This window comes from Paenibacillus sp. B46(2026), assembly GCF_056786355.1.
Map to the genome: position 1 here is coordinate 201,748 of NZ_CM165907.1, position 26,195 is coordinate 227,942.

At 45.8% G+C, this 26,195-nt stretch carries 19 protein-coding genes; 13 read left to right on the plus strand and 6 right to left on the minus strand.

What is annotated here, in order from left to right; translation table 11 throughout:
* The first annotated feature begins 420 nt into the window (after positions 1 to 420).
* The 12 genes from AC1S8V_RS00990 (at position 421) to AC1S8V_RS01045 (ending at position 16,341) form a co-directional block, all read left to right on the plus strand.
* Positions 421 to 2,547, plus strand: coding sequence for a cache domain-containing sensor histidine kinase (locus tag AC1S8V_RS00990; RefSeq protein ID WP_482072079.1), 2,127 nt, complete (start codon positions 421 to 423; stop codon positions 2,545 to 2,547).
* Complete coding sequence (locus AC1S8V_RS00995) at positions 2,538 to 4,289, plus strand: response regulator (RefSeq protein ID WP_482072080.1); 1,752 nt, start codon at positions 2,538 to 2,540, stop codon at positions 4,287 to 4,289. Before AC1S8V_RS00990 ends, AC1S8V_RS00995 begins: the two co-directional genes overlap by 10 nt.
* A gap of 145 nt (positions 4,290 to 4,434) precedes the next feature.
* A complete protein-coding gene (locus tag AC1S8V_RS01000; RefSeq protein ID WP_482072081.1) occupies positions 4,435 to 5,748 on the plus strand; it encodes an extracellular solute-binding protein in 1,314 nt (437 codons plus the stop codon).
* Between the two features lie 182 nt (positions 5,749 to 5,930).
* The gene (locus tag AC1S8V_RS01005) at positions 5,931 to 6,800 is read left to right on the plus strand and encodes a carbohydrate ABC transporter permease (RefSeq protein WP_076210184.1); all 870 of its coding nucleotides are present in this window, start codon (positions 5,931 to 5,933) and stop codon (positions 6,798 to 6,800) included.
* Positions 6,801 to 6,815: 15 nt separating this feature from the next.
* The gene (locus AC1S8V_RS01010) at positions 6,816 to 7,691 is read left to right on the plus strand and encodes a carbohydrate ABC transporter permease (RefSeq protein WP_482072082.1); all 876 of its coding nucleotides are present in this window, start codon (positions 6,816 to 6,818) and stop codon (positions 7,689 to 7,691) included.
* A gap of 186 nt (positions 7,692 to 7,877) precedes the next feature.
* Positions 7,878 to 8,507: a polysaccharide deacetylase family protein gene (locus AC1S8V_RS01015; protein ID WP_482072083.1), complete on the plus strand. Its 630-nt coding sequence runs from the start codon at positions 7,878 to 7,880 to the stop codon at positions 8,505 to 8,507.
* A gap of 150 nt (positions 8,508 to 8,657) precedes the next feature.
* Entirely contained in the window at positions 8,658 to 10,991 is a 2,334-nt protein-coding gene (locus AC1S8V_RS01020) for an AAA domain-containing protein (protein WP_482072084.1), read from the plus strand.
* Positions 10,991 to 11,359 carry a DUF2726 domain-containing protein gene (locus AC1S8V_RS01025; RefSeq protein ID WP_482072085.1) on the plus strand — a complete coding sequence of 123 codons (369 nt, stop codon included), beginning with the start codon at positions 10,991 to 10,993 and terminating at the stop codon, positions 11,357 to 11,359. The genes AC1S8V_RS01020 and AC1S8V_RS01025 overlap by 1 nt, the downstream gene beginning before the upstream one ends.
* 116 nt (positions 11,360 to 11,475) lie before the next feature.
* Positions 11,476 to 12,729, plus strand: a complete 1,254-nt coding sequence (locus AC1S8V_RS01030; protein WP_482072086.1) for a mechanosensitive ion channel family protein — start codon at positions 11,476 to 11,478, stop codon at positions 12,727 to 12,729.
* A gap of 429 nt (positions 12,730 to 13,158) precedes the next feature.
* On the plus strand, positions 13,159 to 14,055 hold the full coding sequence (locus AC1S8V_RS01035) for a glycine betaine ABC transporter substrate-binding protein (protein ID WP_482074356.1): 897 nt from the start codon (positions 13,159 to 13,161) through the stop codon (positions 14,053 to 14,055).
* 413 nt (positions 14,056 to 14,468) lie between these two features.
* On the plus strand, positions 14,469 to 15,281 hold the full coding sequence (locus tag AC1S8V_RS01040; protein WP_482072087.1) for a phosphatidylinositol-specific phospholipase C: 813 nt from the start codon (positions 14,469 to 14,471) through the stop codon (positions 15,279 to 15,281).
* A 205-nt stretch (positions 15,282 to 15,486) separates the two neighbouring features.
* On the plus strand, positions 15,487 to 16,341 hold the full coding sequence (locus AC1S8V_RS01045; RefSeq protein WP_482072088.1) for an aldo/keto reductase: 855 nt from the start codon (positions 15,487 to 15,489) through the stop codon (positions 16,339 to 16,341).
* A 239-nt stretch (positions 16,342 to 16,580) separates the two neighbouring features.
* Here AC1S8V_RS01045 and AC1S8V_RS01050 read toward each other — a convergent pair whose 3' ends face one another.
* Complete coding sequence (locus tag AC1S8V_RS01050; protein WP_482072089.1) at positions 16,581 to 19,751, minus strand: alpha-mannosidase; 3,171 nt, start codon at positions 19,749 to 19,751, stop codon at positions 16,581 to 16,583.
* Between the two features lie 199 nt (positions 19,752 to 19,950).
* Here AC1S8V_RS01050 and AC1S8V_RS01055 point away from each other — a divergent pair, with 199 nt between their 5' ends.
* Entirely contained in the window at positions 19,951 to 20,892 is a 942-nt protein-coding gene (locus AC1S8V_RS01055; RefSeq protein ID WP_482072090.1) for a helix-turn-helix domain-containing protein, read from the plus strand.
* A 122-nt stretch (positions 20,893 to 21,014) separates the two neighbouring features.
* Here the strand turns inward: AC1S8V_RS01055 and AC1S8V_RS01060 are convergent, their stop codons facing one another.
* The 5 genes from AC1S8V_RS01060 to AC1S8V_RS01080 form a co-directional block, all read right to left on the minus strand.
* Positions 21,015 to 21,698, minus strand: coding sequence for an ABC transporter ATP-binding protein (locus AC1S8V_RS01060; protein ID WP_482072091.1), 684 nt, complete (start codon positions 21,696 to 21,698; stop codon positions 21,015 to 21,017).
* Positions 21,698 to 22,819, minus strand: a complete 1,122-nt coding sequence (locus AC1S8V_RS01065; RefSeq protein ID WP_482072092.1) for an ABC transporter permease — start codon at positions 22,817 to 22,819, stop codon at positions 21,698 to 21,700. Before AC1S8V_RS01065 ends, AC1S8V_RS01060 begins: the two co-directional genes overlap by 1 nt.
* A 125-nt stretch (positions 22,820 to 22,944) precedes the next feature.
* On the minus strand, positions 22,945 to 23,511 hold the full coding sequence (locus AC1S8V_RS01070) for a TetR/AcrR family transcriptional regulator (RefSeq protein WP_482072093.1): 567 nt from the start codon (positions 23,509 to 23,511) through the stop codon (positions 22,945 to 22,947).
* A 376-nt stretch (positions 23,512 to 23,887) separates the two neighbouring features.
* On the minus strand, positions 23,888 to 24,889 hold the full coding sequence (pdxA, locus tag AC1S8V_RS01075; protein WP_341005757.1) for a 4-hydroxythreonine-4-phosphate dehydrogenase PdxA: 1,002 nt from the start codon (positions 24,887 to 24,889) through the stop codon (positions 23,888 to 23,890).
* Complete coding sequence (locus AC1S8V_RS01080; protein ID WP_482072094.1) at positions 24,886 to 26,181, minus strand: four-carbon acid sugar kinase family protein; 1,296 nt, start codon at positions 26,179 to 26,181, stop codon at positions 24,886 to 24,888. The genes pdxA and AC1S8V_RS01080 overlap by 4 nt, the downstream gene beginning before the upstream one ends.
* Positions 26,182 to 26,195 lie beyond the last annotated feature (14 nt).

Consider the following 26,195-nt stretch of genomic DNA (forward strand, 5'->3'; position numbering starts at 1 on the left):
AAGTAGTAAGAATTATGCCGTAGATATTGTAATCTTGCTCAAAAGTATGCCATATCAAGGTAGACGTTTATCATCGTCTTTTGTGTATTAAGATCCTCCGCGTTCCCCGTTTCACTCTCCATCCGGCATAAACCACAACTTATTATCTGTACCTCCAAAATTTTATAAAGCAGTGCTTCTTGCGGTTCCAAGTCAAGGGACCTACCCACAGCATTCACAGCAATCGTCTTCCCAAAGCCTCATTCTACTTCACTCAGTCAAGCCATCCGTAAGTGATAAAAAGAGTTGAGCCTGCTCCATACACCGTCCTATAATATACAATTGTATAAAATCCGAGAGAGTGGTGGATATCCCAACAGGTCATCCGATCCCAACCGTTAAACCCATCACACATCGGAACCAAAGGAGGGTCACAGTACAGTGAAACACAGAGCAAAGGATGCAACAACAGAGGTAGAAGAAACAACAGAAGGAGATGCAACAATTGAAGTGAAAGCAACAGCCCAATCAGAAGTCGAGACCGATGCAGAAGTAAACGCAAATACAAAAGCGAACACCAGTGCAATGAAGAAGAATTGGGCTCCCCGTTTCAAAGAGTTCATTCAACGCAAGCCCAAGACGCTGGCTTTTAAAATCCCGTTTGCCTACTTTGTCATTATTCTGCTAACGGTGGCGTTCAGTGCATTGGTGTTGAATCGAATCTCGGAAAGTGATGCGCAGCGAAAGATCAATGAAGCATCACTACAGACGATTACATCCATTGAGACCAACGTTAATCTGATGATCGAGAACGTGAACAATTATTCGAAAATGATTTTCTCCGATCCCAACTTGCAGAACCTGCTGCGGCAGGGCAATGTGTACTCCAATTTACAGACACAGTCCAAAGTCAGCGCTTATTTGACCAATCTTATGCAAGCGGTTCCAATTATCGATTCAGTATATATTTACGATAATTCCGGGCACCGATTCTCGGTTGGTACACAGGAATGGCCCACGTTTATGGAAGCGAATGTGAAGGAAGCGCCGTGGTACGAACAGGCGCTGAAGCACAACGGACGATATCTGCTCAGGCTGAATGGTGGCAACAACGACAGCGGAGTCTCGGCCATGGGGGAGAATGATGGGCAAGAGGTGGTCTCGTTTATTCGGCTCATTCGAGATTTGGATGATACGTCTCCGCTTGGATTTCTGGTCATGAACATCAAGGGCAAATCCATCGCTCAAGCCTATGCTAACCTGTCTGCACCGGATTCATTTCAGGTGGCCATCCTGGATGAGCATCAGCGGGTGATCGCAACCAACGCTACCGATGGAAAGAGGGCCGTGCCTGCTGTATCCGACGAACCCATGTCAGCGGCTTCTGGACAGGAAGGGATGCACGAGATGTTAGAGGCCAATCAGGCCAAGTTAAAACAAACATTTCAAGAGCAATCCTCCGGCTTCATCACCTTGCAATCGGGTGGTCGGGAATATGCGGTGACCTATCGTTCGGCTGGTGATGATCAGTGGAAATTCATCAGCATGAGCCCATATCGGGCTACAGATACCCGCAATAAATCGATGGTGCTGCTTGCGCTGATCCTACTGGCGGTGAACGGGGCTGTCTTTTTCGTCAGTTCATTCATCATTTCGCGCAGCGTCATTAAGCCGATTCACAAGCTGCTTCGTTCCATGCAGAAAGCGCCAAGTGGCAACTTCCGCAAAGTGACGGTTGAGCTGAACAGCTACGAGTTCGCACAGCTATATGGAGGATATAACCAGATGATTGAGCAGATTGACCAGATGCTAAAACGCATCATTCAGGAGCAGCAGACGATCCGCCGAGCAGAGCTGAATACACTTCAGGCGCAGATCAAGCCGCATTTTCTATACAACACACTTGATTCCATTACCTCTCTGGCGATGTCGGGCATGAACGATAAGGTATGTGAGCTGTTAGAAGCGCTTGGAAGTTACTATCGGCTGAGTGTCAGCAAAGGTCGTGAACTGATTACGCTGCACGAAGAGGTTGAGATTGTACGCAATTATCTGACGATCCAGCAGGTGCGATACCCCGGTGTATTTGAAGTGCAGTACGATATCGAGTCAGGCTGTGAACGGGTGATGATTCCCAAGCTTGTGCTCCAGCCGCTGGTGGAAAATTCGCTGTATCATGGTATTCGTCCCAAAGGCAGCCCAGGCACGATACGCATTCAAGCTCGTCGATCCAAGGAAGGTGTACTTCTAACGATCACTGACGACGGAGTCGGCATGTCCGAGGAAGAAGTGAAGCAGGTTCAACGAACAGAAATGAACAGGTCTAACCGTTCTAACTCATCTAACTTATCTAACTTATCTAACTTATCTAACTCTTCTAATACTTCTAATATTTCTAATCCTACCTATAACGCTAAACACAATCCAAGCTTTGGCTTGTGGGGGACGATGGAGCGGCTTCGCATTTTCTATGACAGAGAAGATGGACTCAAGCTGCAGAGCGAGGTTGGAAAAGGAACAACTATTATCATAACGATCCCGAAGGGAGCCGATGAATCATGGAATTAACTATCGAACCAATAAAGGTATTGATTGTGGATGACGAGTACCTCATCCGAAATCTGCTGCGCATGCGTATCGATTGGGAGCAGCAAGGCATGAGCATCATTGGCGAGGCCTCCGATGCTGCAGAGGCTTTGGAACAGGTCGAGCTGTTGCGTCCAGACATTGTGTTCACGGACATATACATGCCAAAGATGGATGGCATTGAACTGAGCGGCATCCTCATGGAGCGTTACCCGAACATAAAAATCGTGGTTGTGACGGGACATGATGAATTTGAATATGCTCGTCAGAGTGTGAAGCTGGGCATATCCGATTTTATTTTGAAACCTATTCGTGCTTCGGAGTTATTACAGGTTACGGCGAAGCTGCGAGCGGCAATCGAGCAGGAGGTTGGGCGGGAGTACGAGCTGATGAAGCTGCGGGAGGAGATGCAGCAGAGTTTGCCTTATCTCAGAGAGAGGTTTGTGAATCAATGGTTAAGCGATGTGGTGCCTGAGGATGAACTACAAGAGAAGGCGCGATTCTTCGGCATTCCCATCTCTTCAGGTAAACCAGGGTTGCGCATTGCAGTAATGGAGGTGGAGGTTGCTGTACCGCAAGCGAAGATAGCTGCACCAGAGGTATATCCACATCTGTCCGAACCATATCACCAAACACACCAATCACAACGAGGGCTTCAACAACAACAACACGATCAACCCCATTTAAGCCAGCATCAGACAGAAGCCCATCCACAACCCGCTGAGGAAATACATATTTTGCTGCGAATGGTAGGCATGAAGCAGGTGCAGACTTTTTATCCGCAGGATTCGCAAACCATTATCGTCATGGACCCGCATAACCGGATAGTTGTGCTCTCGCTTGGTGCGGATACGGAATTTGCCAATCAGGTACAGCAGCTTCAGGAAGAACTTCAACATACACTTAAGCTCGAAGGGTGTGAAGTTGATGTGACCGTAGGGATTGGGCAATGGCAATCAGGATGGGGAAAGGCCTGTGTGGGATACCGGGAAGCTTGTCGCGCACTCGATTATCAGGCTTTTGTGGGGAAAAATCAGGTCATTTGCTTCGAGGATCTGGTCATCGAAGGCGGGAAAAGGCCCTACAAATCGGATGCTCAGCTGCTCCAACAACTGCAATATTACGTCAGTGTTGGTGCAAGGGAAGAAGCCATATTGTTGCTGGAGCATATGCTGTCTGTGCCGTTCTCGGACGTTTCACAGTTTCGGATGGCAGCCATGGATGTGGTTACGGAGTGCCAGCGTGCTGCCATAGAGCAGCAGATTGAGGGAGAGCACGCATTGAACAAAGAGGCCGTCGCGGCCATTTTTACAGCAGATCATCTGCCCGAACTAAAAAGTATGCTGGAGCAGCATGTCCGCACGGTATCGGAAGTTATACAAGCCAAGCGACAGGCCAAGGAAGGCAATCTGATCGACCGGGTGAAGGCTTATCTTGAAGAGAACATGGGCAATACGGAAGTGGGGCTCTCCAGCACCGCGGCTGCTTTTTACGTAAGTTCAGGCCATCTGGGGCGGCTGATGAAAAAAGAAACCGGGCAGACATTTGTGGAATATCTGACCCAACTTCGCATGAAGAAGGCTGAAATGCTGCTGAAACAGACGGATATGAAAGGATATGAGATTGGGGAGCAGGTAGGCATCCCGGACCCGCATTATTTCAGCGTCTTGTTCAAAAAACATATCGGCCGGTCCATGAATGAATATCGGAATGCAAAAACCTGAAAAACGAGAATGCAAACACCCACTTCCAGTTCCACATATGTTCGAATATTACAAATCGATGCCTGTTTTCTAAATGGAGAACAATGCACAGTTTGCCTAAAATATGGGCTAGAACCAACTAAAACACATAGGGAGGTCCATAGAGATGAAAGCGCTATTAAAAAAATCGGCAAGTCTAATTTTTGCTCTGGGGATTGCGGGCAGTCTGGCGGCATGTTCATCCGGTTCGTCCGGTGGTACACAGGGGGAAAGCAATGGCAAGATCAAGCTCACGCTGTGGGATCAATCGGTCGGCAATACCGATCCTTCGGCGAAACTGCTGCCCGAGATTGTTGAGAAATGGAACAGCGAGCATCCAGACATACAGGTTGAACGTACAGGCACGACAGGAGAACAGTACAAAACTAAAGTCAAAACATCGATTGCAGCTGGTGAAGCGCCAGACCTGTTCTATGGCATGGGCGGCGGCAGCTTCATGCAGCCGTACATCAAATCCGGCAATGTGCTGGAAATCTCAAGTTACCTGACGGACGATATCAAAGAACGAATGGGTCCGGGAATGGCTGAGGCGATCAATATGGACGGCAAAATCTACACATTGCCCGTGTACACACATATCGCCAACCTCTACGTGAATATAGAACTGTTCGAGCAGGCGGGTGCCAAGATTCCGACCACCTATAACGAACTGCTGGATGCGGTCTCCAAGCTGAAAGCGGCAGGAATCACCCCAGCTGTGATTGGGGAAAAGGACCGCTGGCCGGGCATGTACTGGTACGACATTATTGCAATGCGTCAGGCAGGCAATGCTGCGGTGATGGAAGCCTTTAAAGATCCGTCGAAGTGGGATTCGCCTGACTTTGTTGCCGCCGCGACCAAAATGCAGCAGCTTGCACAAGCAGGAGCGTTCAACAGCAGCATGTTCAGCATGAGCTATGACGAGATGCTTGGGGCATTTAATGCAGGCAACGGGGCGATGATGTTCCAGGCCAACTGGGTGAATGCAGGAATTGAGGACCCGTCCTCCGCAGTCAAAGGCAAAGTGAAAGTGATTCCGTTCCCGGTATTTGAAGATGGCAGAGGTACAAATACCGAAATATTCGGCGGAGCCGTCGATGGCTTCTACATCAACCAGAATACCAAGCACCCGAAGGAAGCCGTGGAATTCCTCATGTATCTGAGCGAGCAGCTTGGAACGCAAGGTTTCCTGGCTGGAGCCGGTCTGCCAAGCTGGAAAACCGATGCACTCGACACGTCCAGCCTGTCCTCCCTAGATCTATCTGCGGCGGATATTATGAAAACGGCGACCTCATTCATCGCGTGGTGGGATAACATTCTGCCAGCGGAGTCTGCCGAAGCGCACAAAAACCTGATTGCCCAACTGCTTGCCGGCGATGTAACACCGGAGGAGTTTTGCAAACAGATGGCACAGCTCAAACCAACAGAGCTAAGTCTATAGGTTAAACAGGTAGGTATGTGTGCAAGCTTAAAGGCCCTAAAAGGTCCTTATACTAAATTCCCTGTGAAATCTTACGCATAGACCTTGGGAGCTTGCCTAGCTGCCGCTTCTAACCATGAAGATGAACCCAAACAAGGCGTGGTCCGGCATATCCCGGTCACGCCTTTGAGAGGAGAACAACAATGAACTCTGTATTTTCCAATAAAGGCACGATAGCCGTCTTTGTACTGCCCACCCTGATTCTGTTCTGCGGAATTGTGCTTATTCCAATCTTTGTCTCCAGTTATTACAGTCTGCTGGACTGGAACGGCGTAGGCAGGGGTACATTTATCGGCCTGGACAACTATGTAGAGATGTTTAAGGATACCCGTGTGCTGAATTCGATCAAGAACTCCCTGTTATTCGCGGGTGCTTCGGTGTTCATTCAACTGCCGATCTCACTGGTGCTCGCACTGATTCTGGCGTCCAACGTCAAGGGCGAAGGCTTCTACCGGACTGTGTATTTCATCCCGGTGTTGATCTCGACGGTGGTTATTGCCCAGTTGTGGTCAAAAATCTACAATGCCGATTATGGCCTGCTAAATGTGCTGCTGCAAAGTATCGGCTTATCCAGCCTGGCACAGGATTGGCTGGGGCAGAAGGACACCGCGCTGGCGGCATCTTTTATTCCGACCTTGTGGCAGTACGTAGGGTATCACATGCTGCTGATGTATGCAGGTGCGAAGTCCGTGTCTCAGGATGTGCTTGAAGCTGCTCGAATGGATGGTGCTTCCCGTATTCGGACGGCGTGGTCCATCATGATCCCGCTGATGAAGCCGATTCTGAAGGTAAGCCTTGTATTTTCGGTCATCGGCGCATTCAAGGTGTTTGACCTGATCTATGTGCTGACAGGTGGCGGGCCATTTTATACAACTGAAGTGCCAAGCACGCTGATGTACGCTACCATTTTTGATACGTTCCGGTACGGATATGGCAGTGCGATCTCGGTCTTTATCATTGTGGAGTGTCTGGTGTGTACGATCCTCATTAATTCATTGTTCAAAACGGAGTAGAGGGAGGCAAAAGGCATGAGTACCGTAGAAGTCATGTTGCAAAAAAAGCCCAAGCCGAGGTCCATCTCCGGACCGATCGGGAAAGTGTTCCTGCAAGCGTTTCTGATCCTCGTTGCGATTGTGCAGATCTACCCGCTCATCTGGCTGGCGCTGTTTTCCCTGAAGGATAACAGTGAGATTTTCAGCGGTGATGTGGCCGGGTTGCCCAAAGCATTTCTGTGGAGCAACTACACCAAAGCAATGTCCGACGGCCATGTGCTGACCTATTTTATGAATAGTGTGCTGGTTACTGCGGCCTCCATTGTCTTGGTACTGATCCTGTCCTCCATGATGGGATACGCAATCACGAGAATGAACTGGAAGCTCAGCGGGTTCACGATGACGATCATTTTGCTGGGCATGATGGTGCCGATTCATGCGGCGCTGCTGCCATTGTTTATTATTTTGAAGAATCTGAGCCTGCTCAACAGCTACTGGTCTCTGATCATTCCCTATGTGGCATTTGGCATTCCGATGGCGGTATTCATTCTGGGCAGCTTTTTCAAAGGTATCCCAAGAGAGATGGAGGAGTCGGCGGTTATTGACGGCTGCGGCATATACCGGACGTTTTTCTCCATTATCCTGCCGCTTGTGCGTCCGGCCATATCAACTGTAGCGATCTTCACGTTTTTGTCGTGTTGGAATGAGCTGATGTTTGCGGTCACGTTTATCAATAACACGGCTTATCAGACATTGACGGTGGGCATGATGTCGATGGTGGGAACGTACATTACGCAATGGGGCATCATTGGTGCGGGACTGATGATTACGACGGTGCCAACGGTGGTCATCTATCTGCTGCTGAACAAACAGGTGCAGAAGAGCATGATTGCAGGTGCGATCAAAGGTTAGCCGGAGGCTGGACTGGAGGGTGGTAGAAGGGCTTGCTGCTTGCTCGTTCGCTGTACTCTCTTTCTGGTAGATATCAACTTGAGCTGGGAGTTCGCAAGGGGTGATCTCTGGACTAGACCGGAGCCTGTGGACATGGAATAATAAGGGAGTATGTAGCAGGTAGTTGCAGAGAGGGGTCATTATAGTATGGTCAACATCACAATGGTAGAGCAGGAGTCTGTTCGGGAAAAGGTTGTGGCGTTCACGTTTGATGATGGGCCGCATCCGGTGTATACACCTCAATTGCTTGAGATTTTCCGCGGTGCCGATGGGCGGGCGACATTTTTCATGATAGGCCAAGAGATGGAGGCTCACCCGGAGATTGCGGCGGAGGTGCACCGGGAAGGGCATGAAATCGCCAACCATACGTATACGCATCCGGACCTGACCAAGCTGACGCTGGAGGAAGCCGGGGAGGAGCTGCAACGCGCAGAACATCTTGTTCAAGAAGTTACGGGGCAACCTGCCCGCTGCTTCCGCCCGCCGTATTTTGGCGTAAACGATGATATACTGTCTCTGGCGGCGGAGCGTGGATATCGCACGATTGGTGCGGTAAACGGTGATGCGAGGGATTGGGACAATCCCGGCGTTGAGCACATTCTGGAGCATACCCGGTCTGCGGTGAAACCCGGCAGCGTGCTCATATTCCATGACGGGTACGGGGATCGTTCCCAGACGGTGGAGGCGGTTCGTGTGCTGGTGGATGAACTGGTCGCGGAAGGGTACCGTTTGGTGACAGTAAGTGAGTTATTGGAAATAGCTGAGAACATGAAGTAAAATCGAGTGCGATTGAATAGAACGGGCCCATCATTCTGTGGAATGGCAGGGTCCTTTTTGGTTTGGGAGAAGTATAAAAAAGGAAATCATTGCTAGTCTATAGAAGCTTAACTATAGTTACCATAACAATATGAATATAGTGAGGCTTTTATGGATCTGGATAAAATAATGATTATCATTAAAGGTAAAGAAAAGACAGAGCAGGTTACCGACTATAAGGTGGGCCCTTCTGGGGTGAAAATTAAATACAGAAATTCAGATATAGAGTATAACTACTACACTCAAGATGTGCTTATTTTTCAGGAGCCATGTATTCAGGAACCAGGAGATAATATAGCTATTTATCACGATGACGTACCGTTTAACAATGTTAAGCGTGTTTGGGACTTCGGTCTTAAAATTCGAATATGTTTTGAGAATGCAAGTATGCGTATCTATGATAAGGATCGCATTCGATTTGAGCAAAATGTATTAAGTCAGCCGGAGGCCAAATTTATTTTAGAATACTGGCGTGAAATATCAACATATGTAAAACATAAAGATGAAGAAGAGGAACCGGAAACGCATAAGGAAAAAGAATCGTTTCTTTCCAAAGAATTTGCCAAGCTAAACTATGTCGATCCGAATAGTGTTCTAGGCCAGATTATCCAGAAAAATCCGATAAAACAGGAAAAAATGCTAACAGTAGAAACTATTTTTCCCTTCAGTTTTAACTTGAGTCAAAAGAAAGCTCTTGAGCATGCATTGACAAGCAACATCAGCATCATTGAAGGTCCGCCTGGTACAGGTAAAACCCAAACCATCTTGAATATCATAGCAAATCTGGCGATAATGCAAGGCAAGAAGGTTGCTGTTGTTTCCAGTAACAATGCAGCTGTCCTAAACGTACAAGAGAAGCTAGAAAGAAAAGGATATCATTTCTTTGTGGCCAGTTTGGGGAATCAAGAAAATAAAAAGAAGTTTTTTGCAAATTTACCGAAGGTGAACATGTCAGATTGGGATGTTGATATCTCGGAGGCAGAGTGTAGAGATCGAATTAATAATCTTGACAAGCAGATACACCGTTTGATGGAAATGGATCGAGAAAAAGCACAGTGTAAGCAGAAGCTTTCAGCATATTTGCTTGAGCAGGAGCATTTTGAGCATTACTTTGCACGACAAGATGTTTCTCATATTGAGAAATTGTCATTCTACAAACAAACTCCAAATAAAATTTTGGAATTTATGAAGGACAGTTTTCTTGCTGTAGAAATAAAGAAAAAATACAAGTTGTTCTATCCGTTCAAATTATTCTTTAAGCATGGTTTTACAGACTTTAAGAGGTTGAGAAAGCAAGGGCTTGATGTCATTCTGAATTACCAAAGGCAGTTCTATGTTTTGAAAATAGAAGAGCTTTCAAATCAAATTCTGAAGATTGAGGAGGAACTGGAATCATACAATTATCAGGACCTTTTGGATGATCATCAGCACTGTTCCGAAAATCTTTTTAGACTTGAGTTACATAAGAAATACCATAATCGCTCCGTGATCCAATCTAATGAGAAATCGTATACTCACTTAAATTTGTTTAAAGATTTTATTGAGAGCTACCCTGTTGTGCTTAGTACGACACATTCATTGAGAAACTGTGTGCCCCCTAACTATATGTTTGATTATTGTATTATAGATGAGTCATCACAAGTTGACTTGTTAACAGGAGCGCTTGCGTTGTCCTGTTGTAAACATGCCATCATTGTGGGAGATACGAAGCAGTTACCTCATATTGTTGATCTCAAAATTAAAGAGAAACTCAAAAATAGCTTAGATCCTGATATGAGCAGTGCATATGATTATTTTGAACATAATGTATTATCTTCCCTATTGGCTTTGTATGGTGATACCCTCCCAAGCGTAATACTACGAGAACATTATCGTTGTCATCCTGCAATTATCGAATTTTGTAACAGGAAATATTACAATGGCGATTTGATTACGTTCACAGATCTACAAATGTCTGATTCTCCGCTTATGATCTATAGAACAGCAATGGGGAACCATATGAGAAAATTGACACATGGGAAGAAGGGGAGGTTTAATTCAAGGGAACTTGAAGTTATTGAGCAGGAAGTCCTTCAGGGCGGGCTGGATGTTGATGATATTCCTTCGGATATCGGCTTCACAACACCGTATCGCAAACAGCTGGAGAAAGCAGTTCAGCATTTTACAGCCGATATTGAAAGCGACACGATTCACAGATATCAAGGTCGAGAAAAGGATATTATGATTATGTCAACGGTTTTGGATCGGACCAAGTTGGGGAATATGGGAATGAAGTGGGAGACCTTATGCGTTATATGGAATACAGCACACTGGATGACAATGTCGTGGAGAGTGAGATTATATCAATTTTTGATCTGTTATATCGGGAATATTCAGAGAAACTTCGAGAGTTTCGAAATCGTGCTAGTCATTATAATAACTCAAGGCACAAAAGCGAGAACTTAATGGAAGCACTTCTTACTCAAATACTGGAAAAGCCACAGTTTAAGGATTTTACATTATCGAGTCAGGTATACCTGATGAACATTTTCATGGATCTTGATCGTTTAAACGAGGAAGAGCGGAAATTTATTAAGCATCGCTCCTCTGTCGATTTTGTGATTTATCACAAGCTAGATCGATCACTTGCATTGGCGATTGAGGTGGACGGCTTTGAATTTCATGAAAATAAACCGGATCAGATAAAAAGGGATAAAATCAAAGAATCTATTTTCAGAAAATTCGGTTTCACTCTGGCGAGGCTCAAGACAAATGAGAGTGGCGAGAAAAAGAAAATTATAAATTTATTGAACGGTATAATCGATTCTGAGTAAGTTTTCTATCCATGGCGGAGACCGAGAATCAGAAAAGAGTTTTACGCGTATTTTTGCTTACCACCCTGATCTACTCTATAATAATAGGCTAAACTAGATTATGTCAGGAGGAAACAATGGACTTTATCAGAAATCAACTAGAGGGAATGGGCATGAGTGAGCCATCCATTGGGTATCTTTCGAATGTGATCATGGTTGTTTTTATAGCGGTGATCTCCGTACTGGCGAATTTTATAGCCAAAAAAATCGTGCTGAAGACGATTAATCGGATCATCAATAATAATCGGCACAAGTGGGGCCACATTATTGTAGAGAAAAAAGTGTTCCACAAGCTGTCACATCTCGTGCCAGCAATTATCATCTATTATTCTGCTTATATCTTTCCATCCTATCAGGCATTGATTGAAAAGGCTGCGATGACATATATGATCGTTATCATGATCACAGTGCTCAATGCGCTACTCAATGTGTTTGATGATATCTATCGTACCTATGATGTCTCCAAGATCAGACCGATTAAGGGATACATTCAAGTCGCGAAAATTGTGCTATACATCATTGGTGGCATTGTTGTCATTTCCAACATGATCGGACAGAATCCGTTGATTATTCTCAGTGGACTTGGTGCGTTATCGGCTGTACTGATGCTGGTATTCAAGGATTCCATATTGGGTCTGGTAGCCGGCGTTCAACTATCTTCGAATGATATGGTACGCGTAGGTGACTGGATTGAAATGCCGAAATATAATGCAGACGGTGATGTTATCGACATTACACTGAACACGGTAAAGGTTATGAATTTTGATAAGACCATTACGATGATTCCGAGCTACGCCCTGATTTCCGATTCCTTCAGGAACTGGAGAAGTATGCAGGTATCCGGCGGCAGAAGGATTAAGCGAAGCGTCTATATTGATATTAGCAGTATCCGTTTTTGTACCGAGGAGATGGTGGCGGAGTTTGAGAAGATTCACTACCTGACTGATTATGTCACAGCAAAAACAAAAGAAATTCATGCATACAACATGGAGCATCAGGTGAATACGGAAAGTAATGTGAACGGAAGAAAGCTCACGAATGTGGGTGTGTTCAGAGAATATATCCATCAGTATTTGAGAAATCATCCGAAAATTCATAAGGATATGACGCTCATTGTCAGACAACTGGCACCGGGAGATAACGGCCTGCCCCTGGAGATCTACGCGTTCAGCAATGATACTGCCTGGGAAGTATATGAATCGATTCAAGCGGATATCTTTGATCATATCTTTGCGGTTGCTCCGACATTTGGGCTTCGTGCATTCCAGAATCCAACCGGACATGATATTGTGCAACTGAAAGAGGATAAGCAATTTGTGCGAGAGTATTGAGAGATGTATTACACACTACTCTGATCCTCTACGAAATACGGCCACCGCTAGGTGGTCTTTTTTGTGTTTCTCATGTTTTAAAATGACACAAACTACTTCGGAAGGGTCAGTATGAGATTTAAGATTACAGCCTTTTTAACATAAAATATAAAAAAATAAAAAATCTTTTCGGTACAGTACAACGAAGATAAATTTATAGCATCTGGAAGTATATAAGCGTATCCCCGCTTAAAAACAAGTACAGTTTATACAGTTTTTTCTGTATGTACACAACAAACGCTTTTTATTGTTTGAGATCGGTTTCATTATTTGTTATCATAACGGAGTTGGTTGAGCGACTGTCGTATTATGTCTAAGAATGTATACATTTCTGCAGAATGTAACGCTAGTATCTAAACAACACGAGAATGACAGAGGGGAAGACTTATGATGAAGGCAATGAAAAAATGGATGATGGTTACAAGTTTGGTTGCGGTATTCACGCTGGGTGCATGTTCCTCCAATGCTGCTACGGGTGGAGACACCTCGAGTGTCGGGGAGCAGGTTAACTATAAAATTACAGGAACAGACCCAGGTGCGGGTCTAATGAGACTGACAGCTCAGGCAATGGAAGACTATGAGTTGTCAGATTGGACGTTGATGGAAAGTTCAGCAGCAGGTATGACAGCCCAGTTGGATCGATCGTATAAAAATAAAGAACCGATTGTCTTTGTTGCTTGGTCTCCGCACTGGATGTTTAATACCTATGACCTGAAGTATCTGGATGATCCGAAGATGACGTATGGTGAACCTGAAGAGATTCATACGATTGCGCGCCTTGGACTTCAGAAGGACCACCCGGTTGCCTATGAATTCCTGGATCGTTTTAACTGGACGTCGGAAGATATGGGTGAAGTGATGGTAGACATACAGAACGGAATGGAACCGGAAGCCGCTTCGGCCAAGTGGGTGGATGGACATGAAGATAAAGTTCAGGAATGGACTGAAGGACTGAAACCCGTCAATGGAGATCCGTTCACCTTGAGTTATGTAGCTTGGGACTCGGAGCTTGCCAGTACTAATGTCGTCCGTTATGTGCTCGAAGAGAAGCTGGGGTACAAAGCCAAAGCGTTGCAAGTGGAGATCGGACCGATGTGGCTCGGCGTTGCCAACGGCGATGTGGATGCGATTGTAGCTGCATGGCTGCCAGTGACACATTCAGATTATTGGGAGCAATATGGTGACAGACTGGATGATCTTGGCGCTAATATGGTTAATGTAAAATCTGGGTTGGCTGTTCCTTCCTATATGGAAGATGTGAACTCAATCGAAGATTTGCAGTCTTAAGTTCCCATCGATGTTACTTCATGAAAAGAAAGAGTATACCTTTGTTCCGAGGATACTACGAATGGAATTGAGATACGTGACGGTCACCATAATTGGTGGCCGTTTTTACGTATACACCCACTTTCTAAAATTCGTGGTGCAGTTAATTTCAATTTTACCTGGACGTAATAACATGCAAACAATAGCGAAGTAGAGTTGAAGTATAGACATCTAGACATCCATACGGAATTAACGTCAGCCTTTTACAGGTGATGTGATCATCAAGCTGGCGCCGCTTAATGATCAGGGTAAAACAAAAACAAGCAAAGGTGGTATTTACATTGTTCAAGAGAATAAGCCTAGCCCTTGCATTCGTAACTCTCTTTTCATGGACGTTGACTGGTGTTTCTTCCGCTTACAGTAATTCCAATTGGATGGGGTCAATCCCTGCTAACACCCCGCTTTCATCTCTCTCGATCCCAGGAACGCATGACTCCGGTGCCTTGTATGAACCGATCAATGGAACGGCAAAGACGCAGGATCTGACCATTGCCCAGCAATTGAATGTGGGTGTCCGTTTCCTTGATGTTCGCACCAGACATTACGGGGATGCATTCACCATTCATCACGGGGCTATCTATCAGAATCAAAATTTTGATGATGTATTAAATGCAGTTATTGGCTTTCTGAACAGTAATCCATCCGAAACCATTATTATGAGTGTGAAAGAAGAGCATACACCTGCGAATAATACGCGCACGTATGAGGAAACATTCAAATCCTATGTCGCCAAGAATCCTGATAAATGGCTGCTAACCGACCGCGTCCCTACCCTTGGGGAAGCAAGAGGCAAGATTGTATTGCTGAGAAGATTCGATATGAGCCAATCCCCGTATGGTATTAATGCTACTGCATGGCAAGAGAACACCACCTTTAACATTCAGAATGCAGCAAGTATGAAGATTCAAGATTATTTTAAAGTATCTGAGAAGAACAAGAAATGGTCGGATATTCAAAACATGTACAACGAAGCCAAATCCCAGAATCCTGCCTGGTTGTACATTAACTACACAAGTGGTTATGACCCGGGTTGGTTCGGTATTCCGAATATTCGCTCCGTAAAAGACGATATAAATCCGAAAGTAAACACATTCTTTACGACCAATACCAAAGGCCGTTTTGGCATTTCGGTTATGGATTTCATCGACGAGAGTACATCAGCCAAAATTATTGCAACCAATTTCTAATGTAAGATATATCGTGTGCGTTGTGAGGCACTATATTGTAAGACGCTGGTCCTTTGTGACAGCGTCCTTTTTTTACATTTATAAGGAAATCAGCAATAGTTGTGCGATTTGATTCAAGCATATACAAGGGGTTAAGATAATTCGAGAGGGTAAAATTTCTCCAGATAAGGGTAAAAGAAAATATTTCGCAAAGGAGAGTTATTACATGAATCATCAAATTCCGGAATATACATTGAATGATGGCTTGAAAGTACCTGCAATTGGGTTCGGTACCTATAGTTTAAAAGGAGAAGAAGGTGTTAAATCGATCGCATCCGCAATGGATGCGGGTTATCGGTTGATTGATACAGCATACAACTATGAGAATGAAGCAACAGTGGGCAAAGCCATTAAGCAAAGCTCCATCGCCAGAGAAGAACTGCTGATTTCCTCGAAGCTGCCGGGCCGCTATCACGCTCATGATAAAGCACTTGTGGCGATCCAGGAATCCCTGTACAGAGCGGATCTGGATTATTACGACCTGTATCTGATTCACTGGCCCAATCCGAAGAAGGACATGTATGTCGAGGCATGGCAAGCGCTGATCGAAGCCAAAAAGCGCGGATATATCCGATCCATTGGAGTCAGCAACTTCCTGCCTGAGCACAATGAACGGCTGATTAAGGAAACGGGGATAGCGCCGAGTCTGAATCAGATTGAGCTGCATCCATTCTTCGACCAAGCCGATCAGCGGGAACAGGATACGAAGCATGGCATCGTGAACGAATCCTGGAGTCCGATTGGACGTGGCAATGATGCCGTACAGGATATTCTGAAGGATGAGAACATTCTTCGGATTGCGGAAACACATGGCAAAACCCCAACCCAGATCATTCTGCGCTGGCATGTTCAGCTGGGTTCCATTCCAATTCCGAAAGCCGGCTCCCTGCAGCATCAGCAGGAAAATATCGATATATTCGATTTCGAGTTGAGCACAGAAGAGATGCAGGTCATCTCTGCATTTAATCGTCCGGATGGACGGTTGTGGGATCAGGACCCAAGCGAGTACGAAGAATTTTAAGGATGACGTAGCCGATGGCTAAGTTGGTTGCTCTATTAATCTACCATTGGTGATCAGAAACCCCTGTGAATAAACATGGTAAAGCCTGCCGGCTCTATCGATGATATTCCGGGGGTGTTTTTGTGTGCAGAGGAATAGAGGACGTGGTAAAAAAGAAAAAGAGTGCCATTGTCAGTAATGACAAGAAGCACTCGTAATATGAACGGTTACGGCAACATATTTACTTGTAAATGTGCCCGCTACGCTTTCGGAATCCGGAAAGTTAGAATCTCGTACGGTTTGATATCAAAAGAAATCCGCCCGTTTTCCACGGCGCATTCCGCTTCGTTGTTCTCGAGCAGATCACACGCGTACACCGTAGCACCTGATCCCTCAGGCAATTGCAGGGACGCCCGACTGCGGCGGCCGTGTGCTTCATAGAGACGGATGATCATATCATCGTTGTTCTCGGCTTTTTTGATAACCTCCAGCACGACATTATCCTGATCGACCGATGCGAGTGACCATGTTCCCGGCAACGTACCGGTTTGTGGACTTACTTCACGGGCAACCAGCGGACGGTTGAGATCATAAGCGGCTTGGATGACACGTCCTTCACGGAAATCGCCCTTATGTGGATAGAGCGCGTAGGTGAATACGTGCTGCTCTTTGTCGGCATTTTCATTCGGGTACGTAGCGCTCTTGATCAGTGACAGTCGCATCACCGAGTTATGAATGTCATATCCGTATTTGCAGTCGTTCAGCAGAGCAGCACCGTACCCGTTCTCCGCCAGATCGGCCCACTTCTGCCCGCATACTTCAAACCGGGCTTGATCCCAGCTAGTATTACGGTGTGTTGCACGCTCAACGTTGCCGTACTGGATTTCGTAGACTGCTTTCTCACTCCAGATATCGAGCGGGAAGGCGGCTTTCAGCAGCAAATGCTCCTGCTTCCAATCCACGAACGTACGGAAATCAATCCGGCGCGTATGCGCGTAGAAGATGATCGTTTGCTCAATGACCGAGTCCAGGAACTGTCGCTTCACTTGAAGCACGGAACGCACTGGCCCGCTTTCAACCCACTCCAGCGACTGCAGGTCATTAATCTCCCACATATGCTGTTCATAATAATCGTCAATGTTCCACGCCTCGTATTCCGCAGGTCGATCCTCGAACACTTGCAGCACGTTACCACGCTTGCCAGACTGAAGCAGCTCACGGCCCTCCAGCTTGTCCCATACGGATGTGAACTCGGCACTTTCATTCAGGTGAATATCGTACCAAGGTGTATGGATGTGGCGCCGATCTGCTTCCCACTGTGCAACCGATACGCCAGCGCCTAGTTCGGCGGCCAGATCAGGCGTGATCCGGAAGGTTTTATATCCCGAGGCCGGTACATTTTCAGCAAGGAATACCAATCCACCATCCGGTGTGCGCTGACTCGGTACAGGACGATCACCATCATAGACGGTCACATTTCTTGCAAAAGAAGGAAATTCAACCACATCCGTCCGCTCGAAGCCGGTCGTGTTGAATACCACAATGGCTTCACAGTCAGATGTAATGCTGCTTACAATGCCGTTCAGGGTACTGTTCTTCAGCTCATCCGTGACATGAATGACCTCTTCATATTGCTCCTTCGAATCCACATAGATCTGCTCAATGGAGCTGCCGGGCAGAATGTCATGAAACTGATTCAGCATCGTCAGCTTCCATGCGTGCTCCAGTGCAGCGGTTGGGTAGACCGCTCGTGCATCCGCCTCACGATGAATCATGGAATATAGCTCGGCATCCGCCAGCGCAAATTCACTATGCCGGTTATACCGTTTGTTGCGAGCCATGGACGTGTAAGTCCCCCGGTGGTATTCCAGATATAGCTCTCCCGACCAGCGTGGAACGGAACGAACATCGTCCAGATTCTGTTCCAGCTTTTCGAAGAATTCTCGTACAAAAGTACGTTTCACGTCCGGTACGCCTGGCAACCCTTTTTCAAGCCGTCTGCCGTGCTCCAGCATCTCCTCCGTTGGACCGCCGCCTCCGTCGCCGAAGCCGTAGCACTGTAACACATCTGCATTGATGTTTTTGTTCTGATATCGCTGCCACGTACCCTTGACTTGGGATGCATTAAAACGTCCATTGTAGGTCGTTTCGAAGCGGCGCTGCCTGAAATCGGGATGCTTGTCATAGTCTGTTGCTGTGATGAAATGGGTTAAAACTTCAGATCCGTCAATGCCTCTCCAGTACATGGTGTCGTTGGGAATCTGGTTCGTATCGTTCCAAGCGATTTTGGTTGTCATAAAATAATCAATGCCGCTCTTGCGCATAATCTGCGGCATCGCTGCACTATAACCAAATACATCCGGCAGCCAGAGAACACGGTTCTCCACGCCAAACTCTTCCTTGAAGAAACGCTTTCCGTATATAATCTGACGGATCATGGATTCGCCAGAGATCAGGTTACAGTCGGCTTCCAGCCACATTGAACCTTCCGCTTCCCAGCGGCCTTCGGCCACTTTTTCCTTGATTTTCTCATATAGAGACGGGTAATCGGCTTTCAGGTATGCATACAGCTGGGGCTGGGAGGACATGAAGGTATATTCCGGGAACTTGTCCATCAAGTAGAGTACACTTGCAAAACTCCGGATGACCTTTTCCCGTGTCTGATCCAGTGTCCATAGCCACGCCACATCAATATGGGTATGACCGATGCAGTGAACGGTAGGGATGTGATCACCCGCAGGGCGAGTTACACCGTAGATATTATTTTGCATATATAGGCGGGCTTCCAGTACGGATGCACGAAAAGCAGCACTATTTTCCTGGCGTAGATCCAGTAAATTTACCGCCTGATTCAGATGTTCAATCAGCTTCAGTCGCTCCAAGTCATCCTCACGCAGTAGATCCGCGGCATCGAGCGCAGCCTTAAGATCGTAATATAAATCGGTGACAGGCTGATGATGTTCAGCTACATATACATTGAGAAAGACATCCGCTGCCGAAGTACTACAGTACGCATAGAGTGCCAGTTCAAACTCTTCACCTTTTACCGCAGCGGGTGTCAGGTCAATCTCCGTATGGTTAACGTCCAGACCACAGATCAATTCCCCATTAAGGAATGCTAAGAATTGCGGATTATCATAGTTCCAGATATCATCAGCACTGGTGACGATGGCACAAACGACCTTTTTTCCTTCCATATGATCCGGGATTCGAATTCGGGTTTTGAAGCAGCTGTGTACATCCTTACCTCCCCAGCCATCACCTTTACGAAACACGTTCCAGGAGGAAGGGTCCTCATGAACCAGTTCCCAGGAGTGGTAACCACTTTCTTTATGATAAAGCTCCGGTATATATGTCTTGGAGGTCAGTCGTGCGCGTTCCAAGTGTTTCACAATGGTATGGATTCGAGTATACAAGGAATTCATTTTCATGTTGGTTTCCCACCTCGGTTTATAGTAAGTACAGGCTGTAGTCGTTGTTGGAGCGATAATACTGCAAGCGCTAACATATCAACTCTATCATAACAAAAGAGAAATGGACGAAACTACGTATTGTATGCTGAAAATAACGTCTTTTTATTGCATTTCATGCTAAAATAAAATCATTAGAATCAGGATAGGGGGCATGTCCATGACACCATCGGTTTTGGCATACGAGCAGGGATATGCGATCCATGTAAACCAGCCTGGAGATTCACTTTTTTATCATCTGGATTATGACGAGCGTTCCCATGAACTGAATATGGAATTTCAGCATTTCCATGATTTCTATGAAATCTGTATCCTTCTGGATCGCACAGCTGCGCACATCATTGAAGGCAGTTTATATGAGATCCAGCCTCTCGATATCGTTCTGCTGCGGCCTTCTTTGCTGCATAAAACGCAATATCCGAAGGGTGCCCCGCCGAAACGATTGATGATCACCTTTGCCATGCCACGTAATATACCTGGTCTTGAGAGCGGTTACACAGAACTGTTTTCGATTTTTGATAAACCGATCCCGATATTCCGATTTACAGAAGAACGGCGCAAGGAAGTCCTCGCGCCGATCAATGATATTTTTGCTATATCGCAGCAGCCTTCTGCACTTCAATCGGTTATGATTCATAGCAAGTTCGTGGAGTTTCTCTGTGCCCTTCATCGGTACTCGGCAGAGAATGGATATGTGCGTGAAGAGACAGGATCATCGATGTCCCGACGCATGTATGCCATTGCCTCTTATATTCATAGTCATTATCAGCAAGATTTATCTTTGGATGAAGTATCCAGGCGCTTTTATGTAAGTGCCCATCACTTGTCTCGCCAATTCACTAAGGTTACCGGCTTCACCTTCACGGAGTATGTGCAGATGACCCGTATTCGCAATGCCCAGCAAATGCTGCTGAATTCGAGTGAAAAAATTACAGATATTGCTGCACAGTGTGGATTCACAAGCTTCTCCCAGTTCAATCGTATCTTCAACAAACAGAACGGAATGTCACCAAGTGCATATCGCCGAAGCAAACATTCACAGAGCGAGCGTGACGTGATGCTTGTGGGTGAGAGACCCGAGCCACTTGGGTGTCTAGAGTGAGAGGGGCGAGGAGAGTGATGGACAGACCCAAAATACTACGTAACTTGTTACTTTTCTGGATAGAAGCTTTTTATAAAAGAAAGAATAGAGAAGAGCAATGGTAGATTGTCGGGTCCATATATTTAAGATTCAGCTAACGACAATCCCCCATCACTCATCCGGTATACTTTATCGCAATATTCAAGCATGCGCTCATCATGGGTAACCATAATGGCCGCCTTTTGGCGTGACTTAACTTCTTGTGCGATTAGACTGACCACTTCATGAGCTCGTTTAGTATCTAAGCTTGCGGTCGGCTCATCCGCCAAAATGATGTTGGGGTTATTCATTAAAGCTCGAGCTATTGCTGTCCGTTGCTTCTCACCACCTGAAAGCTCATCCGGAAAGCTTTTTAATTTCGAGCCCAGACCCAGCTCGTTCAGCAGCTTAGTGGCAAACTCCCTATCCTCCCTTTTAATCTTTCCCGACATCCTCTTTACGATTAGCAATTGATCAAGAACATTTAAATAGGGAACTAAATTCGAGGATTGCATAATAAATCCAATTTCTTGCAACCTTATATTAGACAGCTCTTTCTCAGTTTGCGTGGAGATATTATTTCCATTCAGCCTAACATCTCCTTCGGAGGCTTTCAGCAGCGCTCCAGCAATGGATAAGAACGTACTTTTACCCGAACCAGACGGTCCAACTACAGCAACAAACTCACCCGGTTCTACTGATATGGATACATGATCGAGTGCCGTGATGCGATTGCTTCCTTCGGCATAATACATTGTGACTTCATTCATTTGCAATCCTTTAATCATTATTCAACCCTCCCGAGCGCCTTGAGCGGATCAACTTTTGTGATTTTGCGAACGGATACCAGCGAACTTAATATAGCGATAATTAACAGAATAACAGAATACGTGACAACAAGACTTGTCTCCAACTTGAACGGCATACCTTTTGGCATGATGGCTGCTGTTCCATAAGTCAGTAAGATTCCAACAACAATGCTAGTCAGTGAAAGTACAAACACTTGTGTGATAATGGCTCTGCCCAAAAATCGGTTACTAGCGCCTATAGCTTTCATAATGCCGAACTGATTGGTCTTTTGCATCGTAATTACGTAAAAGAATACACCAAGTACAAATGCGGAGATGGCTAGTAGAAATGCAAACATCATTAAAATAGTACCGTTTTCTTCTTTGTACCCTGGCATACCTTGAACGGCTGCTGCTCGGGTAACCGTATCCGTATTTGATAGCTTGCTGTTAATTACGGTTGGATCGATATCCTTGCCTTGTAACATTATCGCATTAACGGGACCTGCAACTCCTTTATCTGAACCCGGAGCTGCGAAAGCTATCTTCCGCCATTCAGTCATTGGGGTAAATACGGAGGCAACGTGGTTATACGTCTGATTCTCCACATATCCGATAATCTTCAACGATTCAGTCGTTCCATCTAATTGAAAAGTATCACCAAGGTTATAGCCCTCATCCTTCATGGTCGAATTCACCACGACACCTGTAGGATTCTCGGAAGATAGACTTTCACCTTCTACAATAGGTGGTTCCAAGAAGCTTCCAGGGTTAATTCCTATAATCGCTATGTCCACCTTATCTTCATTCTTCGTACTTTTCTCCTTCAGAGCCGTCGCCATCGTACTTCCCATGGGTGCGGCAGCATCCACATTGGGTAGCTGTTCCACCTCTGCCACTAATTGATCTGACAGCAGCGATTTGCTCATTGAAGACTGTGGCCCTTCTTCAAAGACGACATAATCAGACTTCATGGTCTTGAATGTGGACGCAGCTAGCGTAGATAATCCATTCCCCAGGCCGGATAAAATGAAGACCAACCAAGCGATTAGTACGAAAATAATGATAATCATCAAAAATTTCATTTTACTATGCATTAATTCCTTCATAGCTAAAAGCATGATCTTTTCAACTCCTTCTTTTGTTTTTTTATTGACATATGTGTCAAATTAGGGGTGTGGCCGCGCGGTTTATATAATTAAACGATATAAATGACACATGTGTCAAATTAAATCCAAGAATAAATCTAGCTCTTGGCTCCTCCAACCCACATTTGAAACAATAGCTTCCCCCAATCAGGCGTAGGGATATTTAGCATATTAGGCGTATTAATTAAGTTAAAAAAAACACCAATAAGTACAGGTAGAGGAATATCTTGTCGCAGAGCTTGATCCTGCTGTGCGCGTTCAAATAAGCGTGATAATTGAATTTTAAGAGTCATATGTGCTTTCTCAATAAATTCAAGATCTCTCGCTGCTGCGGAAGAATTAGCCGTATTAATTTTGCTAGCATCTCCCAAAAGTTGATGGAGCGTAGATTCTTCTGCGTAAATGAGGAGCAATTGTTCGAGAGCATCCATTGGATCAGTCTCATCAATGGCTAATGAATTCTCTAATACGGTTGATATTGAGCGCTTCATGCAAGCAGCGACGATCTCTTCTTTATTCGCGTAATATTGATATATCGTGCTCCGGGCTCCAGACAGATGCTGTGAGAGCAGCTTGAGATGAAAACCGTCATAGCCATGCTCAAGTATTAATTTTTTTGTTGTGTCCAGTAGCTCTGTCTCAGTAAAAGATTGTTTTCTTCCCATTAAATCTCTTCCTTTTTATCATTTGAAATATATGTTGATATTAGGTAATCGATGAGTATTGTAAATGTAAAGGAGTACTGTGATGCTCTTGCTTATTGTGATTAGTTTAGCATATGTTCGATAGGCATCATACAACACAAGACCATCTGTCATAATAATAGGTGTTGACCCGATTACTGAATCTGGATCTAAAAGTGATTGGAAGGTCATACTATCATCGGATTGCTGGTGCGAACTATCCTTCCCTCAACCTATAACTTCGGATGATAGACAAAAAGGAAAACCCTTAACTTAACATAGGGTTTTCCTTTTTGTTATATATAACACATCTCCATAGGAATGATTCTCTATCAAGTTCAATTATGTCCAAACGTAGTTATACTTGATCCTTCGGCGCCAGCTCAATAGCAGAGCGGATGGCAGCCAGCATGCTTTTATCATCGGCGATATTTTTGCCGGCGATATCGAAGGCCGTACCGTGGTCGACAGACGTACGGATGATGCCGCCTTTCAGGCCAACGGTGATGTTCACACCTTCCTCGATGCCCATTACCTTGATCGGTGCATGGCCTTGGTCGTGGTAGCAGGCTACAACGATATCGAAGTCGCCGCGACCAGCGCGGAAGAAGAGGGTATCCGCCGGGAGTGGACCAACGACGTTAATGCCTTCCTGCTGCGCACGTTCGATACCGGGCTGCAGTTTCTCTTCTTCTTCTCCGTTGCCGAACAAGCCGTTCTCTCCGGCATGAGGATTGATTCCGCATACGGCTACGCGCGGATTCTCAAAGCCTGCTTTTTTCAGCGTATCATGAGCAAGCTTCACGACAGTGTAGGTTCTTTCCGGGTTAATACTCGCAATAGCATCGATTAGACCCATGTGTGTTGTCAGGTGAATGACTCTCAGATTAGGCGTTGTCAGCATCATGGAGAAGTCCTGTGTATCCGTCAGGTCAGCCAGAATCTCGGTGTGTCCCGGATACAGGTGCCCCCCTTGATGTAAAGCTTCCTTGTTCAAAGGCGCCGTGCAGATGGAGTGAATCTGCTGTTTTTTGGCAAGATCAATGGCTTTGGCGAGAAACTGGAATGCTGCATCTCCAGCCACGGCAGATACTTTACCGTATTCCAGATCCGCAGGAACGAGATTCAGATCAATCACATCCACAGTACCGAATTCATACTTGGCTTCGGAAGGCTCTTGAATAGCGTTAACGTTCAGATTTGAACCGATAACCGGCAATACACGCTCCAAAATTTTCGCATCACCGATAACGAGTGGATTACACTGATCGTACATTTCTTGATGACCCAGTGCTTTCATAATAATCTCCGGACCTATGCCTGCTGCGTCGCCCATCGTAATTCCAATTGTAGGTTTCATACGAGAATACCCCCTTTTAATTTTTGAATGGCATGGATAAAGACATCGGGTTTGCCGAATCCGCCAGCTTTGGTAATCACATGCAGATCATCAATCCCGATAAACTTGGAGATCGGCACGCCGATTTCAAGCTCATCCAGCAGCTCGAAGCCGCTGATATTCCATTTCAGACAGATTTGTTTTGCCGTATCGCCACCGGTCATGGATACCCCTTTGAAAAGTCCCTCTTCCAGCAGTCTGGCACAGATCTCACCCATCGCAAGTACAATCTCGTTGCTGACTTCCGTGTGATTGAGACCGCGAATTTCGCCCGTTGCCCGTGCCAGTTCGATATCCACTTGTTCTGCCGTGGAGTAGAGGACCACATCTTGTCCTTCCAGCGCTTTGTCTCGTACCTCGTTATAGACACGTTCCATCTCTTCCGCGCGGTCAGCGGTTGCGGATACCGCTTTGAAGGAATGGAAGGAGACTGAAGCCACGCGGGACTTGCGCATCAATCGATGCAGCTGCTCACGGGAGTTTTTGTTCACGCTGCCGACCACCGTTAGGATTGGACCGGAATTCTCCGGGATGTCAAGTGACGCAGCCCTGGATTCCAACTCGTAATGAGCGGGGAGGTAATTGGCAATGCCCGCCGAGCCTGCCCAAGTAAAGGTATAATCCAACTCGCGAGTCATCTGCAGAATCAGTTCCAGATGTCTTTCTTCGGTGGAGTCTACCATTACATACGGGATGTTATTTGTTTTCAACTGCTCTAGCTTGGTGCGAATATGATTCTGCCCAGCTTCCAGATCGGCGACGGTGATCTCACCAACTTCGTACTTGGTCTGTTGTTTCAACAAGTCCGGAAGGTAGGAAATCGTTACAGGTGTCTTCGGATCATGGGCAATTTCAGTATCTCCCAGTGGAACGCCGTTCAGGTAATGAATTCCTTCCAATATCGTTCGGTTATTTTTTGGATAACCCGGGGCAATCATCATAAAGTCCGGCTTAACTACATCATATACAGCATCAATCTCTATGCCGATATTTCCACGCATGGTGGAATCCATCTTTTTGAAAATCGTCTCAAATCCATGGTTCGTCAACAATTCAGCTGCCCGATATACACGGTCATACGCTTCCTGCGGGGATATGGAACGACTATCTGTATCAAAGACGACGGCATCGTAACGTATAAGAGGCTCCTCATCCATATTAAAAAGAACACTGGTCTTCAAGCCATGACGGGCAAGCTGCACCCCGCTGTCATTGGCACCGGTCAAATCATCTGCAATAATGGCTAATTTCATGCAGTCATCCCTCC

What these genes read in the sequence shown, in the direction of transcription:
- AC1S8V_RS01055 (WP_482072090.1), top strand. Translation starts at nt 19,951, where the DNA reads ATGACACCATCGGTTTTGGCATACGAGCAGGGATATGCGATCCATGTA.
- AC1S8V_RS01035 (WP_482074356.1), top strand. Translation starts at nt 13,159, where the DNA reads ATGAAGGCAATGAAAAAATGGATGATGGTTACAAGTTTGGTTGCGGTA.
- AC1S8V_RS01025 (WP_482072085.1), top strand. Translation starts at nt 10,991, where the DNA reads ATGGAAGCACTTCTTACTCAAATACTGGAAAAGCCACAGTTTAAGGAT.
- AC1S8V_RS01040 (WP_482072087.1), top strand. Translation starts at nt 14,469, where the DNA reads ATGGGGTCAATCCCTGCTAACACCCCGCTTTCATCTCTCTCGATCCCA.
- AC1S8V_RS01020 (WP_482072084.1), top strand. Translation starts at nt 8,658, where the DNA reads ATGGATCTGGATAAAATAATGATTATCATTAAAGGTAAAGAAAAGACA.
- AC1S8V_RS01005 (WP_076210184.1), top strand. Translation starts at nt 5,931, where the DNA reads ATGAACTCTGTATTTTCCAATAAAGGCACGATAGCCGTCTTTGTACTG.
- AC1S8V_RS01060 (WP_482072091.1), bottom strand. Translation starts at nt 21,698, where the DNA reads ATGATTAAAGGATTGCAAATGAATGAAGTCACAATGTATTATGCCGAA.
- pdxA (WP_341005757.1), bottom strand. Translation starts at nt 24,889, where the DNA reads ATGAAACCTACAATTGGAATTACGATGGGCGACGCAGCAGGCATAGGT.
- AC1S8V_RS01030 (WP_482072086.1), top strand. Translation starts at nt 11,476, where the DNA reads ATGGACTTTATCAGAAATCAACTAGAGGGAATGGGCATGAGTGAGCCA.
- AC1S8V_RS00995 (WP_482072080.1), top strand. Translation starts at nt 2,538, where the DNA reads ATGGAATTAACTATCGAACCAATAAAGGTATTGATTGTGGATGACGAG.
- AC1S8V_RS01015 (WP_482072083.1), top strand. Translation starts at nt 7,878, where the DNA reads ATGGTCAACATCACAATGGTAGAGCAGGAGTCTGTTCGGGAAAAGGTT.
- AC1S8V_RS01045 (WP_482072088.1), top strand. Translation starts at nt 15,487, where the DNA reads ATGAATCATCAAATTCCGGAATATACATTGAATGATGGCTTGAAAGTA.
- AC1S8V_RS01000 (WP_482072081.1), top strand. Translation starts at nt 4,435, where the DNA reads ATGAAAGCGCTATTAAAAAAATCGGCAAGTCTAATTTTTGCTCTGGGG.
- AC1S8V_RS01065 (WP_482072092.1), bottom strand. Translation starts at nt 22,819, where the DNA reads ATGCTTTTAGCTATGAAGGAATTAATGCATAGTAAAATGAAATTTTTG.
- AC1S8V_RS01050 (WP_482072089.1), bottom strand. Translation starts at nt 19,751, where the DNA reads ATGAAAATGAATTCCTTGTATACTCGAATCCATACCATTGTGAAACAC.
- AC1S8V_RS01070 (WP_482072093.1), bottom strand. Translation starts at nt 23,511, where the DNA reads ATGGGAAGAAAACAATCTTTTACTGAGACAGAGCTACTGGACACAACA.
- AC1S8V_RS01010 (WP_482072082.1), top strand. Translation starts at nt 6,816, where the DNA reads ATGAGTACCGTAGAAGTCATGTTGCAAAAAAAGCCCAAGCCGAGGTCC.
- AC1S8V_RS01080 (WP_482072094.1), bottom strand. Translation starts at nt 26,181, where the DNA reads ATGAAATTAGCCATTATTGCAGATGATTTGACCGGTGCCAATGACAGC.